This is a genomic window from Pseudomonas yangonensis, from assembly GCF_009932725.1.
Classification (GTDB): Bacteria; Pseudomonadota; Gammaproteobacteria; order Pseudomonadales; family Pseudomonadaceae; genus Aquipseudomonas; species Aquipseudomonas yangonensis.
The window spans coordinates 50,254-66,925 of record NZ_BLJU01000007.1; the positions used below are offsets into that span (position 1 = coordinate 50,254).

Below are 16,672 nucleotides of genomic sequence, written 5' to 3' on the forward strand. Positions count from 1 at the left end.
GAAGCTCGACAGGGGGAGAACCGCGAATGAGCAAGAAAGTGGCACTGGTGCTGGGGTCGGGCGGCGCGCGCGGTTATGCGCACATTGGCGTGATCGAGGAGTTGCAGGCACGCGGTTACGAAATCGGTTGCATCGCCGGCTGCTCGATGGGCGCGGTGGTCGGCGGCATCTTCGCTGCAGGCAAGTTGCGCGAATACCGTGAATGGACGGAGAGCCTGGATTATCTCGATGTGCTGCGCCTGCTCGACGTCAGCTTCCGTCTCGGCGCCATCCGTGGCGAGCGGGTGTTCGGGCGGATTCAGGAAATCGTCGGCGAGGTGGATATCGAAAACCTGAACATTCCCTTCACCGCTGTCGCCACCGACCTGACCAACCAGCAGGAAATTTGGTTTCAGGAAGGTTGCCTGCATCAGGCGATGCGCGCTTCGGCGGCGATTCCCAGCCTGTTCACGCCAGTCATTCAGGGCAAGCGCATGCTGGTCGACGGCGGCTTGCTCAATCCGCTGCCGATCGTGCCGGTGGTTTCCAGCCACTGCGACCTGATCATCGCGGTCAATCTCAACGCCACCAACCAGAACCACTACCAGTTGCCGGTGATCGAGCGTCCAGCCGCGCTCAAGGGCCGCATCGACCAGTTGATGACCTCGCTCGGCTCTCGCCTGCCGAGCTTCCGCCGCAAGAGCGAGGACGAGGCCCTGCTGCTTGCCGAGGAGCAACGACTTGCCGATGACGTCAGCCCGGCCGCAGCGCCAAGTCGCAAGGACGATCAGGAAGCCACGCCGAAGTCTGCCAGCGGCTCGCGGGTCGCCGAGTTCAGTGGGCCGGCGTCATTGCTGGAGCTGGTCAACCAGAGCTTCGAGGTGATGCAGACCTCGCTGGCGCAATACAAGATCGCCGGCTACCCACCGGACATTCTGATCAACGTACCCAAGCGCGCCTGCCGCTTCTTCGAGTTCTACAAGGCGCCGGAGCTGATCATGCTGGGTAGGCAGATCGCCCGCGATACCCTCGACAAGTACGAAAGTGAACGCGGCTGATCAGCCGCGTGGTTCCTCGCCTGGCAGGGGTTTGTCCACCAGGGCCTCGGCCGGTGGCGTCTTGTTCGCGACCCAGTCGCTGAGCAGGCTGTAGGCCACCGCCAGCAAGGTCGGGCCGAGAAACAGGCCCATGAAGCCGAAGGCCAGGATGCCGCCGAACACGCCCAGCAGCACCACTACCAGTGGCAGGTTGCCACCACGGCTGATCAGGTAGGGTTTGAGGATGTTGTCCACGCCACTGATGATGAAGAAGCCCCAGATGCCCAGGAAGATCGCCATGCCGATCTCCCCCTGCCACACCAGCCAGGCCACCGCCGGGCCCCAGATCAGCGGCGGAATCATGATGAAGCTGAAGGCGAAGGTCAGCAGGCCGAGTACCAGCGCGCCCGGCACGCCGGCGATGACGAAGCCGATGTAAGCCAGCACGGCTTGCGCTGCGGCGGTTCCGATCACACCGTTGACCACACGCTGCACGGTGCCGGCGACCAGTTCCAGATAATGATCGGCACGCTCGCCGATCAGCCGTTCCAGCAGGCTGTGCACGAACACCGCCAGGCGCGGTCCGTCACGGTAGAAGAAGAACACCAGCACCAGGCTCAGGGCCAGCTCGACCATGCCCGCACCGATCTTCGCGCTGCGCGCCACCAGCCAGTTGCCAACCTGCCCCAGATAGGGACGGAGGGTATCGAAGAAGGCCGCGCCCTGCTGGTCGATGGTGCGCCACAGCTCCACCAGGCGATCGCCAATCAGCGGAATGCTGGCCAACCAGCTGGGCGGTGGCGGCAGGCCTTCCACCTGCAGGTCTCTGATCAGGGCATTGGCGTCCTTGATGTGATCGGCCAGGTTGAAACCCAGCCACACCAGCGGCACCGCCACCATGACCACCCAGACGCCGGTCAGGATGCCCGCCGCCAGCGACAGGCGACCATTGAGTAAATGCGTCAGCAGGCGCATCAGCGGCCAGCTGGCGAAGGCCAGCACGGCAGCCCAGAACAGCGCCGACCAGAATGGCGCCAGCACCCAGAGGCTGGCTGCCAGCAAGCCGAGCAGGAGAATCTGTACCAGCAGACGATCATTGGTGGCCATCGAGCGAAACTCCCTTCGACGAAACGACAGAGCGCCCTTGCGGGCGCTCTGCTACGGGCAATTGCGGATGCTAGCTTAACGCAACAGACGCACGCTCAGTGCCTCCCCGGCACCCTCACCCAACTCCAGGCGCGCTTCGCGCACGCGCTGCTCGATCAGCGCCTCACGCCAGGCTTCGGCCTGGCTGCCGGCCAGGGTTACGCGCAGGGTGCTGTCGAGGTTCAGGCTGCGTGCCAGCACCTCCACCCAGGCGCTGTCGGCCTTGGCATCATCGGGCAGCTTCAACTGGCCATCGGTGCGCAGCTGACGCAGCAGGGTCGCAGGGGTCGGCAGCAAGACCCCCAGAGGCGCTTCGGCGTCCAGCTGCTCGACGTGCAGGTAGGCACGGCGGTTGCCGCGGGTAATGCTGTAGAGCGCCAGCAGGCTTTCATGATTCGGTTCGGCCAGGCGCAACAGCGCATAGGCTTGCTGATCATCGGAGCCATACAACGTGGCATTGCCGAACACCGCATTGGCCCACAAGTTGCTCGCACCGCACTCGCGCCCATGGCACCAGTAGAGCAGTTCGGCTCCCTGTTCCAACAGCGTTTCCCGCGCCGCGGTGAATACCTGATCGGCGCTGTGGGTGCGCGGTAATTCATAGGTCACTGCGCTGTGCTGGCCCTGCACGAGAATCTCCCGCTCGTAGCGCAAGCGCCCGCTGATGCGGCGAACCGAACCCTGCGGATAAATACGCTCGACGTCGGACGCCTGCTTGAACGCAACGATCTGGCTGGCAGGGAAACGCGGCAGCACTTCAAGATCACGGCTACCAGGTAAGTCGGCCGCCAGTACGGTACCGCTGCAGAAGGTGGCCAGCGCTGCGCACAACAGCTTCACGCGCACCGTCATCGAGAAGATCCTTGTGCAGGCGAGGTTGCGAAGCAGTGGGTGGCGTGGTTGAACGGGTCGATCATGCGATCCTCCATGGCAGACCGCCACACCTTTCCCCAGGGCCGCAGGCAAGTCAAGGAATGCGCAGGAATGGATTGAAACAATCCGCTACACGTTGCGCGCCCGCGTCGTCATCCAGGTGCAGATGATGGCCACCCGGCAGACGATGCATCTCGAACGGCAGACCCTGCAGCAGCGCCTGCACTGCAGGCTGCGTCCCCATCATGCCCTGCTCGGCCACCACCAGACTGACCGGGCACTGCAGCGCATGCACGAACGCCTTGGCATGCGCCCAGCTCAGACGCAGCGGCGACGGCAGCGTCAGGCGACTGTCGGTACGCCAGGTGTAACCGCCCGGCACCGGCATCAGGCCACGCTGGGCCAACAGCTCGGCCGCCTCACGGCTGACGGCACCGACACCTTTCATCCGCGCCTCGACGGCGCGCGCCATCTCGGCATACACCGGCTTGCGCTTGTCACTGAGCGACTGCCTGGCGCGCAACGCCTCGCCGAGCTTGGCCGGGGCCTGCTCGGCTTCACCGGTATAGGGGACCAGGCCGTCGATCAGCGCCAGGCGCGCGATCCGCTCGGGCATCGCGCCGGCCAGCAACACCGCAGTGATCGCGCCCATGGAATGACCGAGGATGGAAAATCGCTGCCAGCCAAACTGCTCAGCGACCTGCAGCACATCGAAGGCGTAGTCCCACAGCGCATAGCCGGCGCCGGCCGAACGGTGATCGGAGTGGCCATGGCCGGCAAAATCCAGCGCGACGATACGCAGCCCCTCCAGCTTGGGCGCCAGGCGCGCGAAACTCGCTGCGTTATCCAGCCAACCGTGCAGGGCCAGCACCGGCAAACCCTCCTCCGGCCCGTAGAGATGCGCCGCCAGTTCGATATGCGGCAAGCTCAGACGAACTTCCTCGAAACCTGCGTTCATGCGCTTTGCTCCTGATTGGTGCCCCAACGGCTGAACAGCTGACGCAGCAGCTCGGCGGTGGCCTGCGGGCGCTCCAGCGGAAACATGTGGCCACCGGGCAGATGATGGTATTCGGCTCGCGGCATGCGCTTGAGCAGACGCGCATGATGCGGCAGTACGACGCGGCTGTGGCGCCCCCGTACCATGGCCAGCGGTACGGCAAGCTGCTGCGGCCGGCCCGGCGCGGTGTGCGGCACACTGCGATAGATACTGATTTCGGTGGCAGGATCGAACTTCAAACGCAAACCCTGCGCTCCCGCCTGCAGACCGTGGCTGACATAAGCATCCAGACATTCGGGATCGAAACGCCGGAACAGGCTCTTGCCGGCAAAATAATCACGCGCTTCGAGCAGGTCGGTAAACGCTTCACGGCGCCCCAGCGTACGCCCGGCCGGGGTGATGCGATCGATGAAGCCGAAGCGCTTGGCGGCACGGATCACCATACGGTCGGCCAGGGTCAGCACGGGCGAATCGAGCATCACCACGCCGCGATACAGCTCGGGGCGAAGCAAGGCGGCGTGATAGTGCAGCACACCGCCGAGGGAATGACCGACGCCCCAGACCGGCTCGTCACCGCCCTCGAGGTGATGGATCAGCTCATCGACCAGATTCGACCAGTTGTCATTGACCGGAAAACGCGGGTCGTGGCCATGCTGCTCGAGATGCTGCACCTGAAAATCCGGTGCCAGCGCAGCGAACAGCTTGCCGTAGGTAGCAGATGGAAAGCCGTTGGCGTGGGCAAAGAAGATCGGCTGCGGCATGCATCAAACTCGGAAGACGAATATGCCGAGATTCTCCGGCAGCCGTCGGCATGCGGCAATGACCGTAACTGCCATTGATGGCGGCGCAACGGTCAGCGCTATAACACAAGCCTGCCGATGATGCTCACGGCTACCAGCAGGAACACCAGGCCGCAGACGAAGTCGATGGTCGGCGCCACCTGCAGCAGCCGCTGACGCATCAGCGGGCGGCTCAGGGTCATGCCAAGCAGGCCGAACCAGAACAGACTGAGGCCGAACAGCAGCGCCGCACAGGCGACCTTGCCGGGCAGCGACATGTCGGCCGGCACCAGGCTGCTGAGCAGCGCCAGGAAGAACACCAGTGCCTTGGGGTTGCCCAGATTGGTCAATACACCGCGCAACCAGGGGCCGAACAGCGAAGGCGCCAGCTCGCCATCCAGACGCCTGGGGCCGGCACTACCACGCCACCAGGCCCGCACCGCGCCAAAACCCAGCCACCCCAGATAGAGCGCGCCGCCGACCTGCACCAGATCGAACAGCCACTCGGTGCGGCTAAGCAGCAAGGCCACGCCGCTGAGCACCAGCGTGCCATGCAAAAGAATGCCGCAGGCCAGGCCCAATGCGCTGAGCAGACCCGCACGCTGGCCCTGATGCAGGGAAGTACGCACCACCAACGCCACATCGGGGCCGGGACTAACAAGGGCCACCGCGAACACGGCAGCCAGCGACAGCAAGACGGACGTCTCCTGCATGACGTTCTCCAGGAAATTGAAGGATGGAAGGTGCGGCTGAATCAGCCCTGGCGCAGTCGCGCCGGCGGCAGGCCGTAGGTGCGGCGGAACAACCGCGAGAAGTGCGCCTGGTCATAGAAGCCCAGGCGCAGCGCGATCTCGCTCAGGGGCTGTCCTGCCAGCACCAGCGGCAATGCCCGCTGCAGGCGCAGCTGGGTCAGCCATTGATGCGGCGGCAAGCCGGTGTGCTGGCGAAAACGCCGCAGCGCCTGCCACGGACTCATGGCGCAGAACGCAGCGATCTCCTCCAGCGAGGGCGGCTGATCCAGGCGACTTTCCAGCCAGTCGCGCAGCCGCTGCCAGGTGCACTGATCGAAAACGCGATGCGGCTCGCTGACGCGCAAGGTCGAGCCCATCTCCAGCAGATGGGCCAGCGCCAGCCAGAGCGCCTCTTCCTGAGCCAGCTGTGATCCTCCCAGCATCGCTGCATGAAAATGCTGCAGGCGCTGCGACAGCAGAGGATGGCGCAAGCTGCTGGTGGTCAGCCTCGGCGCCCCCTGGCGGCCATCGCTCAGGGTTCGACTGGCTTCATCCAGCCAGAACGGATCGAAGGCCATCACCCGAATGCGGTAACTCTCGCCGTCCAGACAGGCGCCGTCATGAATCCCTTCCGGCGCCATCAGCAGCACGTCCCCTGCCCCGACATGCCGGCGCTCACCACCATAGACGTAGCGATGCTGCCCCTGGATCAGCAGGCCGACGTGGTACTCCAGGTGAAAGTGCCGGGGAAAGGCAAAGCGGCGATATTCCGCGTCGATCAGGCGAACGCCGGGCAAACTGCTCTGGATGTGAGTGATCTGGTCCATGGCGCGTACTGTAGCGCCATGCAGCAGGCAAATCTTGGATGAAATTGCAGATCATATAGCCTGGTCAAAGGCTAGCGAGCTAGCGCCAGGCAAGGCGAACCAGGCGAAAAAGCCCATTTTACAAGCTGTAAATGAGCATATGAGGCTAGTTTCAACACAGCGTAGCCGACGCGCAGCAGCCTTTGCTCTCAAAGCTTCGGCGGTTGCTCGCCCAACGGTACGATGGCCATGGTCAGCCGTGAAATGCAGCTGGGCTTGCCGTCGTCGCCGCTGAGCCGAATATCCCAGACGTGCGTGGTACGTCCCAGATGCACCGGCCGCGCCACGGCATGCACGCGCCCGCTGCGCAAACCGCGCAGATGGTTGGCATTGACCTCCAGACCGACGCAATAAAAGCGACTGCTGTCGATGCACAGGTAGCTGGCGGTGGAGCCGAGGGTTTCCGCCAACACCACCGAGGCGCCGCCGTGCAGCAGGCCGTAAGGCTGATGAGTGCGCGAGTCGATCACCATGCTGGCACTGAGCGATTCGTCGTCGAAGGCGTCGAAACGGATGTCCAGCACCTCGCCGATGCTGTTGTCGAGCGTGGCGTTGAGCGCCGCGAGATCGGGGGTTCGTTGCCAGAGAGCCATGGACCTTTTCCTTGAGCGGTAGAGAGACAGGGCCGGCGACGCCGGCCCGGCGATACTCAGTCGTGCCAGAGCACCGCTTCACTGCGCTGCTGCCACTCGGCGAATCGCTCGCCGTAGGTGCCTTCGATCACCGCACGCTTTATTTTCAGCGTCGGCGTGAGGAATCCGTTCTCGACGGCCCAAACTTCCTTGACCAGCACCAGTCCCTGCAGCCGCTCATGCTGGTCGAGACGGCCATTGACCTCGGCAAGCAACGCCTTGAGGCTGCTCTCCAGCTCATCGCGACTGTCGTTGGCCGCCTCCTGGCGCCCGACATCGGACAGCACGCAGAGCGCGATGGGTTGCGGCAAACCGTCGCCGACCACACAAACCTGCTCGATGCGCGAATGCTCACCGAGGCGATTTTCGATGGGGGCAGGTGCCACGTATTTGCCCTTGCTGGTCTTGAAGATCTCCTTGATGCGCCCGGTCAGGCGCAGGTTGCCGTCGGCATCCTGTTCACCCTTGTCACCGGTACGCAGAAAGCCGTCATCCGTCAGTGCCTCGGCGGTCTTTATCGGATCCTTGTAGTAGCCCTGCATGGTTGCGCCACTGCGCACCTGGACTTCGCCATCCTCGGCGATGCGCACCTCCACCCCTGGGTTGTTCTGGCCGATCCAGCCCTGCTTGAACCTGCCTGGCAGGCAGACATGGGAATAACCGCAGTTCTCGGTCATGCCATAGACTTCCTGGATCTCCATGCCCAATCGGCGATACCAGTTGAGTAATGCCTCGGGCACCGGTGCGGCGCCGGACAGCGCGTAGCGGATGGCGTCCAGACCCAGCCCGGCGAGCACCTTGCGGCCGATGAAACGACCGATGATCGGCAGCCGCAACAAGCGGTCCAGCTTCTGCGCCGGCATCTTGCTGTATACGCCCATCTGGAACTTGGTCCAGATGCGTGGCACCCCGAACATCACGGTCGGCCGTGCGCGCTTGAGGTCTTCGAGGAAGGTCTCCAGGCTCTCGGCAAAGAAAATCGTCTGCCCGGCGTAGAGCGAGGCCAGCTCGACGAACATGCGTTCGGCCACGTGGCACAACGGCAGGTAGGAAATGAGCCGGTCGTCTTCGCCCACACCGAACAGCTTGATGGCGTTGCTGGCGGCAAAACCGAAGTTGGAGAAATTGTGCATCACGCCCTTGGGCGTGCCGGTGGTACCGGAGGTGTAGATGATGGTGGCCAGCTGGTTGGCCGCCGGCTTGGGATCATCCTGAATCGGCGCGCAGCGCTGCAGGTCATCCCAGCTGTAATCGAAAACGCCATGCGCATGCAGTGGCAGGCTGACAGTCGGCATGCCCTGCGGCAGACCAGGCGCCATCGAGGCCCAGTCATCGAGTTTGCCGATGAAAACAAGCGCGGCCTCGGAATGCTCCAGCACCTGGTGCATGGAGTCGGCGGTGAGGTTGGGATAGAGCGGTACCGAGACGTAGCCGGCCATCCAGATTGCCAGATCGGCAACGATCCAGTGCGCGCAGTTCTTGGAAATGATAGCGATGCGACTGCCGGGCGGCAGTTCGCGGCTGCGCAGCCAGTTGGCCGCACGTCGTGCCTGCTCGCCCACATCGGCCCAGCTCAGTTCCAGCAGCTGGCCGCTCCCCAGCGGCTGCACCATGTAACGTTTGTTCGGGTGCCTTGCTTCACGTTCGTAGAACAGCTCGAGCGGCAAACGGATTGCATCAGCCACAGGGCTTCCTCCTTTGTTGTTTTTGTAGGAATCGACCAAGCACTTGCTTGGTCGACTATTCCACGCAGACAAAAGAGGCGCAAGTTAAGAAATGTTTCTCGCCCGGAAACATTCCCGGCCGGCGCTTGTACGAAGCCGAAACGCCCACGGCGCGACAGCGCGGCCCGCTCAACGCGGATGAATCAGCGCCAGCAACTCCATCAGCCCTGCCGCCGGGATATCGCCCTCCAGCTCTGCCAGGCTGGCGGTGCGCATGGGCAGCGGGTCCTGTCGATGCCCGTGCACCAGCAAGCCGCCCAGCGCGCCGATCAGCGGCTGGTGGCTGACTAGCAGCGTCTCGGCACCTTCTCGTTCATCGAGAAATTTCAGGACGTCACGCGGATCACTGTCCGGCGTCAGCCAGGGTACGGTATTGATCTTGCCGGCGAACCCAAGCGCGCTGCGCACCAGCTCTGCCGTCTGCTGAGCACGCACGTAAGGGCTGGCGACGATGGCGGTCAGGGGGCGTCCGGCAAGCTGCACTGCAGCCTGCTGAACTTCCTTGCGACCATTGGCGGTAAGCTCGCGGGCGGCATCGCTGGCGGCCTGCGGCTCGGCCTCGCCATGGCGCAATAGCCATAGCCTCACAGCTTGGGTTCCTCGTCGCGAACCGGATGCGGCGCCGGCGGAATGCTGTGCGCGGTTTCACCCTCAGGCGCCCGTGGCGTCGGCCAATCGGCGAATGGCCAGGGCTTTTGATCGGTATTGAAGGTGCCGAAACGGCCGATCTGTGCCAGGTACTGGCTAAGGCTGTCGCCAAAACTCAGCAGCCCGGCATTCGGCGCACCGTAGAACAGGCGATAGCCCAGCTGCAGCAAAACCACGGCACCGAGCAGCAACTCGGCGAGTTGCCAGACGATGAGGAAAATCACCATCCACAGAACGCGCAGCAGAATCGATTCGCGCTCCAATTCCTGCTTTTCATCGCTCATGAGTCACTCTCCTTGATTGGCCGCAGCGTTCAGAAACCTGCGGTAGGGATGAAATCGACGTCGGTCTTGGGCTCACCACGCATCAGCAGTTCGATGACCTGAGCCAGCGTACGCCCCTCGAAAAGGATGGCATGCAGGCCGGCGACCAGCGGCATGTATACCTCGAGCTCTTCGGCACGAGCCTTGAGCACCTTGAGCGTATTGACCCCCTCGGCGACTTCGCCGAGTCGCTGCACCGCCTCGTCCAGGCTGAGCCCCTCGCCCAGGGCGAAACCGACCTGGTAGTTGCGGCTCTTCGGTGAGGAACAGGTGACGATCAGATCGCCGACGCCAGCCAGGCCGAGAAAGGTCATCGGATTGGCGCCGAGCTTGACCGCGAAACGGGTCATTTCCGCTAGGGCGCGGGTGATCAGCATGCTCTTGGTGTTTTCGCCCATGCCCAGCGCGGCCGCCATACCGGACATGATGGCGTAGACGTTCTTCAGCGCACCGCCGAGTTCGACGCCGAAACGGTCGGCACTGGCGTAGACGCGGAAGGTTCTGCCGTGCAGCGCCTGCTGCACGCGCAGGCACAGTTCTTCGTCCTCACTGGCGATGACCGTCGCGGTCAGCGCGTGGTCAGCCACTTCCTTGGCCAGATTCGGCCCGGACAGCACGCCAATGCGCGCGTCAGGAGCGATCTCTTCGAGGATCTGACTCATCAGTTTGAAGGTTTTGGCTTCGATGCCCTTGGTCGTGCTGATCAGCATCTTGCCCGCCAGCTGCCCCGCCACGGGTTGCAGCGCTTCGCGCAGGGCGCTGGAGGGCAATGCCACCAGCACCAGCTCGGCTTGCTGCAGTGCAGCACCAAGGTCACTGGTCGGCTCGATACCGCGGTGCAGCTTGACACCCTTCAGATAGCGCGGGTTTTCGCCGCTCTGACGCATCTGCTCGGCCTGTTCGGGATCGCGCATCCATTGCAGGACGCGCTGGCCGTTCTCCGCCAGCAAGTTGGCCAGAGCGGTGCCGAAGCTGCCGCCGCCGAGGACGGCAATGGGTTGGAGCTGTGTCATAGGTCTTCCGAATGAGGCCATGCATGATGGCGGTCTGCGGGCATTATACGGAGCCGAGAGTGCCCGGTCAGGGCAAAAGTTCAGAGGCGGCTGCCCGTTAAGGGGCATAAACGAGAATTACCGCAGAGTGCGCGCGCCTGGCACTGGCAAAGCTCGACGGGTCGGTTAACATGCCGGATCGACGTTAATTGCCAAGGACGACTCGTGCCAACAGGCAGCCCCTTGCCCCCGCCCTGCCCCTCTCGCCAGCAGGCAGCAGAGCCGCAGGCCACCAGGGACGGTACAACCACTGGCCAGCGCCGTGGCTGGAACATTCATACCCGTACCCAGCTGATCAGCGTCGGACCGGCACTGCTGCTGACGCTGCTGTTGACCGGTTTTCTTACCTTCACCCGCCTGCAGGACCTGCGTCAGGAGCAGGGTCACACCGGTCAACTGATCGCCAACCAACTCGCGCCAGCCACTCAGTACGGCGTGCTCAATGGCAACCTGGACACTCTGGAAAGCCTGTTGCGCGCGACCCTGAGCACTGCCGACGTGCGCTTTGCCGAGGTTCGCGACCGTGACGACAATATTCTGGTCTACGTCGAACGCCCCAAGGAGCAAGGCCTCAGCACTCCGCAGGTAGAGGTATTTCAGGCGCCGATTCATCTGCAAGGGCCGCCAGGCCGCGGGCTGACCTTGCCTCCTCTGGGCAAGGCGATTGGCGACGGCTATCTGGGACGGGTCGTGGTCGGCATGTCCAACGACACCTTCAATACCCGCCAACAGGAAATTCTGCTCAAGGCCGGGGTTCTCTCGCTGTTCGCTCTGCTGCTGACCTTCCTGCTGGCCCGTCGTCTGGCCAGGCGCCTGGCACAACCGCTCAGCGCCATGGGGCAGGCGCTGGAACGTATCCAGAGCGGCGACTATCGCCCGTCATTGGTCGAGCGTGGCAACGACGAGCTGACCGACCTGGCCAGGCATATCAACAACCTGGCCTGCGCACTCGAGCAAAGCGGCCAGCAACAGCAGCGGGCGATGGCCGAGCTGATCCAGGCCCGCGAGGAGTCGGAGCAGGCCAATCGCGCCAAGTCGGACTTCCTGGCCATGATGAGCCATGAGCTGCGCACCCCCATGAACGGCGTGCTGGGCATGCTGCAATTGCTGGAAACCACCAGCCTGAACGACGAGCAGAGCGAATACGCAGCGCTGGCAACCGAGTCCACCGAGCATCTGCTCAAGGTGATCAACGACATTCTCGATTTCTCACGCATCGAACGCGGGGCGCTGGAACTGGAAGCCATTCCCTTCAATCTGCCGGAGCTGTTGCAGGGTTCGATTCAGGTCTTCCAGCACAGTGCCCACCAGCGGGGCCTGCAGCTGCTGATGGATGCCCAGCCGGGGCTGGAGCAACTGGAGGTGCGCGGCGACCCCACACGCATCCGGCAGATTCTGGTGAACCTGATCGGCAATGCGCTGAAGTTCACCGAAGAAGGTCATATTCGCGTGGAAACCCACTGGCAACCGCTGGACGATCAGGTTCTGTGGTTCACCTGCGCCGTACGCGACAGCGGCATCGGCATCGACGCCGAACGCCTGGAGCATATGTTCGATGCCTTCCAGCAGGCGGACACTTCCATATCCAGGCGCTACGGCGGTACCGGTCTCGGCTTGCCGATCGCCCGCACCCTGGCCGAACGCATGGGCGGTACCTTGCGGGCGGAAAGCCAGCTGGGCGCGGGCTCGGTCTTCACCCTGGAAATCCCCCTGCCTTTTCGCCCTTACAGCGAACAGGCGCAAAACAGCGACAGCCCGGCTCTGGGCGGCGGCGATGGCCAGCCGGTACTGCTAGTGGAGGACAACCCGGTGAACCAGACGGTGATCGAGGCCATGTTGCGCAGCCTCGGTTATCAGGTCAGCCTGGTCGGCGATGGTCAGCAGGCCGTGCACAGCTGCAGCCAGCAGGATTACGCTGCCATCCTCATGGACTGCCGCCTACCGCTGATGGACGGCTATGAAGCGACGCGGCAGATCCGCCAGCTCGAGCGGGGGCGACAGGTACCCATCATCGCCCTGACCGCCAACGCCCTGCAGGGCGATCGCGAAGCCTGCCTGCAAGCGGGAATGAACGATTACCTGGCAAAACCGTTCAAAAGAGCAGATCTGCAACGCATTTTGCTGCGTTGGCTGCCAGCCCGACCATAGGCGAGTGGAACCCGTGACAAGCCGGCGTTACAAGGGGAAACTGCTGTGCCTGTGACAATGCCAGTACAGCAGAGTACAACTGTACTCACTGCGCTGTGACTTTCACCACAACGCAACAGTCTATGACTAGGCTGCCGGCAGTCGCCCCCTATTTTTCAGGCGCGCCGGCCAGGACGATTCGCCCAGCCTTAGAAGCATGGGGACAATTGAGGAGCTCGCATGACAAAACAAAACGCCTACTCTCGGGAAGATCTGCTCGCCTGCGGTCGCGGCGAACTGTTCGGCCCCGGGAACGCGCAACTGCCCGCCCCGAACATGCTGATGATCGATCGCATCGTTCATATCAGCGAAACCGGCGGCAAGCACGGCAAAGGCGAAATTGTCGCTGAGCTCGACATCAACCCGGACCTGTGGTTCTTCGGCTGCCACTTCGAAGGCGACCCGGTCATGCCAGGCTGCCTCGGCCTTGATGCCATGTGGCAGCTGGTCGGCTTCTATCTCGGCTGGCAAGGCAACCCGGGCCGCGGTCGCGCCCTGGGTAGCGGCGAGGTGAAATTCTTCGGTCAGGTACTGCCGACCGCCAAGAAGGTCACCTACAACATCCATATCAAGCGCACCATCAATCGCTCGCTGATCCTCGGCATCGCCGATGGCAGCGTCAGCGTCGATGGCCGCGAGATCTACAGTGCCGAAGGCCTGCGCGTTGGCCTGTTCACCTCTACCGACAGTTTCTGAAGGACTTGCACATGCGTCGTGTCGTGATTACCGGTCTGGGCATCGTTTCCTGCCTGGGCAATGACAAAGAAGCCGTTGCCGACAGCCTCCGCGCGGGCAAATCCGGCATCCGTTTCAACCCGTCCTACGCTGAAATGGGGCTGCGCAGCCATGTTTCCGGTTCGGTCAACCTGAACCTGGAAGAGCTGATCGACCGCAAGCTGTTCCGTTTCATGGGTGACGCTGCGGCTTACGCCTACCTGGCTATGGAGCAGGCGATCAAGGATTCCGGCCTCAGCGAAGAGCAGATCTCCAACCCGCGCACCGGCCTGATCGCCGGTTCCGGTGGCGCTTCCACCGTCAACCAGATGGAAGCCATCGACACCCTGCGCGAGAAAGGCGTCAAGCGCGTCGGCCCGTACCGCGTGACCCGCACCATGGGCAGCACCGTATCGGCGTGCCTGGCCACCCCGTTCAAGATCAAGGGCGTGAACTTCTCCATCTCCTCGGCCTGTGCCACCAGCGCACACTGCATCGGCCAGGCCATGGAGCAGATCCAGCTGGGCAAGCAGGACGTGGTCTTCGCCGGTGGCGGTGAAGAGGAACACTGGAGCCAGAGCTGCCTGTTCGACGCCATGGGTGCCCTTTCCACCCAGTACAACGAAACCCCGGAGAAGGCCTCGCGCGCCTACGACGCCAAGCGTGACGGTTTCGTCATCGCCGGTGGCGGCGGCATGGTCGTGGTCGAGGAGCTGGAACATGCCCTGGCCCGCGGCGCCAAGATCTACGCGGAAATCGTCGGCTACGGCGCCACGAGCGACGGCTACGACATGGTCGCCCCGAGCGGCGAAGGCGCCATCCGCTGCATGCAGCAGGCGCTGGCCACCGTCGACACCCCGATCGATTACCTGAATACCCACGGCACCTCCACCCCGGTCGGCGACGTCGCCGAAATCCGCGGCATCCGCGAAGTGTTCGGCGACAAGGCCCCGGCCATCAGCTCGACCAAGAGCCTGTCCGGTCATAGCCTCGGCGCTGCCGGTGTGCAGGAAGCGATCTACTGCATGCTGATGATGCAAGGCAACTTCATCGCCGGCTCGGCCAACATCGACGAGCTCGACCCGGAAGTGGCCGACATGCCGATCCAGCTGACCACCGTCGAGAACGCCAAGCTCGACACCGTGATGAGCAACAGCTTCGGCTTCGGCGGCACCAACGCCACCCTCGTGCTCAAACGCTGGGCCGGCAAGTAATTTTGCTGCTGCGGTAAAGAAACGGCGCCTCCAGGCGCCGTTTTCATTTATGCCCCGCCTCAGACCTTGAAGCGCGCGACCAGGTTGTTCAGATCGATCGCCAGACGCGACAACTCCTGGCTGGCAGCACTGGTCTGGTTGGCGCCCGCCGAACTCTGTAGCGACAGATCGCGAATGTTGACCAGGTTGCGATCGACCTCCCTTGCCACCTGAGCCTGCTCTTCCGACGCGCTGGCGATCACCAGATTGCGCTCGTTGATCGAGGAGATCGCCTGGGTGATGTGTTCCAGAGCGACGCCTGCGGCCTGGGCCACTTCCAGCGTGGATCGGGCGCGGCCATTGCTGCTTTGCATGGCAGTGACAGCACGGTCGGTACCGCTCTGGATGCCGCCGATCATCTGCTCGATTTCCTGAGTCGACTGCTGCGTGCGGTGCGCCAGCGCACGCACCTCGTCCGCCACCACCGCAAACCCGCGCCCCGCATCACCGGCACGCGCCGCCTCGATGGCAGCGTTGAGCGCCAGCAGGTTGGTCTGTTCAGCAATCGAACGGATCACATCGAGCACCTTGCTGATCTCGTGCACGCGCTGCGCCAGCTGCTCGACCTCCTGCGAGGTACTGGTGACATCGGCCGCCAGCTGGCCGATGGACTCCACGGTCTCACGGACCTGCTCACGGCCCTGCTGCGCGGTGGTATTGGACTCGCGCGAGGCTTCGGAGGTGCTCACCGCATTGCGTGCCACTTCCTCGACCGCTGCGGTCATCTCGTTCACGGCAGTAGCCGCCTGCTCGATCTCGGTGTTCTGCTGGTGCAGACCGCGCGTCGAGTCCTCGGTCACTGCATGAAGCTCCTCGGACGCCGAGGCCAACTGATTGGACGAATCGGCGATGCTCTGAATAGTCGAACGCAGGCTCTGCTGCATGGTTTTCAACGCGGCCAACAGGCGCGCCGGCTCGTCTGCACCCTCGACATGAATCGTCTGGGTCAAATCGCCTGACGCCACCACCTCAGCCACTCGCACGGCCTCGCTCAACGGCTTAACGATGCTGCGCGTCAGTAGCAACGCCAACGCCACGGTAACCAAGGTCGCCAGGATAATCATGGCGATGACCCAGATACGTGCAGATTCCGTCACATCATTGACCGCCTCTCCCGCAGCCACAGCGCCCACACGATTGAGCTCGGTCAGTTTGCCAAGACCCTGCAACATCGCATCAGCATGTTGATTGAGCGAGCCGCCTGCAACTTCGATAGCCGCATCGAAATTACCCTGGCGCACCGACTCCACTATTCGGCTCTGCTCTTGCAGGTAAGCCGATTCGGCACGCTTGAATTCCTCGTAAATGCCACGCTCCTCAGCGCTGGAAATCAGCTGCTCATATGTGCCCTGATTCTTTGCGAGGGATGCGCGCAGCTCCTCCGCCAGGCGCAGATTACTTTGCACCTGAGCTGGATCGCGGTTAAGCATCAGCCGCAGGCTAATGGCACGCAAACGCAAAATGTCCTTGGACACATCGCCGATGGCTAGCACGCTCGGTAACCAGTTTTCGTTGATTTCATCGGAGCGCTCTTCCATTTCGCCCATTTGCGTCAATGAAAAAACTCCAAGCAGTACAACCAGCAGAGCAACCAATCCGAACCCGAGTGCCGCCCGAGGGGCGATAGAAAGACTACGCAGTGACATTTCGTGAAACTCCCGTTGCGCGCATAAATCAAGACGTCCATTGCCGTACCTGGCATAGGACCTTAGGAGATTGCGCTAATCCCTG

Annotated in this window: 16 protein-coding genes; 4 read left to right on the top strand and 12 right to left on the bottom strand. The window is 63.1% G+C overall.

The window, feature by feature from the left end:
• The first annotated feature begins 26 nt into the window (after window positions 1-26).
• On the top strand, window positions 27-1,037 hold the full coding sequence (locus tag GYB81_RS11615) for a patatin-like phospholipase family protein (RefSeq protein WP_161868014.1): 1,011 nt from the start codon (window positions 27-29) through the stop codon (window positions 1,035-1,037).
• Here the strand turns inward: GYB81_RS11615 and GYB81_RS11620 are convergent, their stop codons facing one another.
• From GYB81_RS11620 to GYB81_RS11670, 11 genes are all read right to left on the bottom strand, one after another.
• Complete coding sequence (locus tag GYB81_RS11620; protein WP_161868015.1) at window positions 1,038-2,123, bottom strand: AI-2E family transporter; 1,086 nt, start codon at window positions 2,121-2,123, stop codon at window positions 1,038-1,040.
• A gap of 75 nt (window positions 2,124-2,198) precedes the next feature.
• Window positions 2,199-3,014 carry a DUF4892 domain-containing protein gene (locus GYB81_RS11625; protein WP_161868016.1) on the bottom strand — a complete coding sequence of 272 codons (816 nt, stop codon included), beginning with the start codon at window positions 3,012-3,014 and terminating at the stop codon, window positions 2,199-2,201.
• 115 nt (window positions 3,015-3,129) lie between these two features.
• Window positions 3,130-3,993: an alpha/beta hydrolase gene (locus GYB81_RS11630; RefSeq protein ID WP_161868017.1), complete on the bottom strand. Its 864-nt coding sequence runs from the start codon at window positions 3,991-3,993 to the stop codon at window positions 3,130-3,132.
• Window positions 3,990-4,793 carry an alpha/beta fold hydrolase gene (locus GYB81_RS11635; RefSeq protein WP_161868018.1) on the bottom strand — a complete coding sequence of 268 codons (804 nt, stop codon included), beginning with the start codon at window positions 4,791-4,793 and terminating at the stop codon, window positions 3,990-3,992. Before GYB81_RS11635 ends, GYB81_RS11630 begins: the two co-directional genes overlap by 4 nt.
• Window positions 4,794-4,891: 98 nt before the next feature.
• Window positions 4,892-5,524 (bottom strand): LysE family translocator, encoded by a 633-nt coding sequence (locus GYB81_RS11640; RefSeq protein ID WP_161868019.1) that lies wholly within the window; start codon window positions 5,522-5,524, stop codon window positions 4,892-4,894.
• A gap of 41 nt (window positions 5,525-5,565) precedes the next feature.
• Entirely contained in the window at window positions 5,566-6,369 is an 804-nt protein-coding gene (locus tag GYB81_RS11645) for an AraC family transcriptional regulator (RefSeq protein ID WP_161868020.1), read from the bottom strand.
• A 188-nt stretch (window positions 6,370-6,557) separates the two neighbouring features.
• On the bottom strand, window positions 6,558-7,001 hold the full coding sequence (locus GYB81_RS11650; protein WP_161868021.1) for a hotdog fold thioesterase: 444 nt from the start codon (window positions 6,999-7,001) through the stop codon (window positions 6,558-6,560).
• Window positions 7,002-7,057: 56 nt separating this feature from the next.
• Window positions 7,058-8,725, bottom strand: a complete 1,668-nt coding sequence (locus GYB81_RS11655; RefSeq protein WP_161868022.1) for an AMP-binding protein — start codon at window positions 8,723-8,725, stop codon at window positions 7,058-7,060.
• Between the two features lie 168 nt (window positions 8,726-8,893).
• Window positions 8,894-9,352 carry a phosphohistidine phosphatase SixA gene (gene sixA / locus GYB81_RS11660; RefSeq protein WP_161868023.1) on the bottom strand — a complete coding sequence of 153 codons (459 nt, stop codon included), beginning with the start codon at window positions 9,350-9,352 and terminating at the stop codon, window positions 8,894-8,896.
• On the bottom strand, window positions 9,349-9,696 hold the full coding sequence (locus GYB81_RS11665) for a DUF4389 domain-containing protein (RefSeq protein WP_161868024.1): 348 nt from the start codon (window positions 9,694-9,696) through the stop codon (window positions 9,349-9,351). Before GYB81_RS11665 ends, sixA begins: the two co-directional genes overlap by 4 nt.
• Window positions 9,697-9,725: 29 nt before the next feature.
• Window positions 9,726-10,748 carry an NAD(P)H-dependent glycerol-3-phosphate dehydrogenase gene (locus tag GYB81_RS11670; protein WP_161868025.1) on the bottom strand — a complete coding sequence of 341 codons (1,023 nt, stop codon included), beginning with the start codon at window positions 10,746-10,748 and terminating at the stop codon, window positions 9,726-9,728.
• A 312-nt stretch (window positions 10,749-11,060) separates the two neighbouring features.
• Here GYB81_RS11670 and GYB81_RS11675 point away from each other — a divergent pair, with 312 nt between their 5' ends.
• The 3 genes from GYB81_RS11675 (at window position 11,061) to fabB (ending at window position 14,902) form a co-directional block, all read left to right on the top strand.
• A complete protein-coding gene (locus GYB81_RS11675) occupies window positions 11,061-12,935 on the top strand; it encodes an ATP-binding protein (RefSeq protein ID WP_178106596.1) in 1,875 nt (624 codons plus the stop codon).
• A gap of 219 nt (window positions 12,936-13,154) precedes the next feature.
• The gene (gene fabA / locus GYB81_RS11680; RefSeq protein WP_090428845.1) at window positions 13,155-13,670 is read left to right on the top strand and encodes a 3-hydroxyacyl-[acyl-carrier-protein] dehydratase FabA; all 516 of its coding nucleotides are present in this window, start codon (window positions 13,155-13,157) and stop codon (window positions 13,668-13,670) included.
• A gap of 11 nt (window positions 13,671-13,681) precedes the next feature.
• Window positions 13,682-14,902: a beta-ketoacyl-ACP synthase I gene (fabB, locus tag GYB81_RS11685; protein ID WP_161865496.1), complete on the top strand. Its 1,221-nt coding sequence runs from the start codon at window positions 13,682-13,684 to the stop codon at window positions 14,900-14,902.
• 59 nt (window positions 14,903-14,961) lie between these two features.
• On the opposite strand, the gene GYB81_RS11690 is transcribed toward fabB, so the two are convergent.
• Window positions 14,962-16,587, bottom strand: a complete 1,626-nt coding sequence (locus tag GYB81_RS11690; protein WP_161865495.1) for a methyl-accepting chemotaxis protein — start codon at window positions 16,585-16,587, stop codon at window positions 14,962-14,964.
• Window positions 16,588-16,672 lie beyond the last annotated feature (85 nt).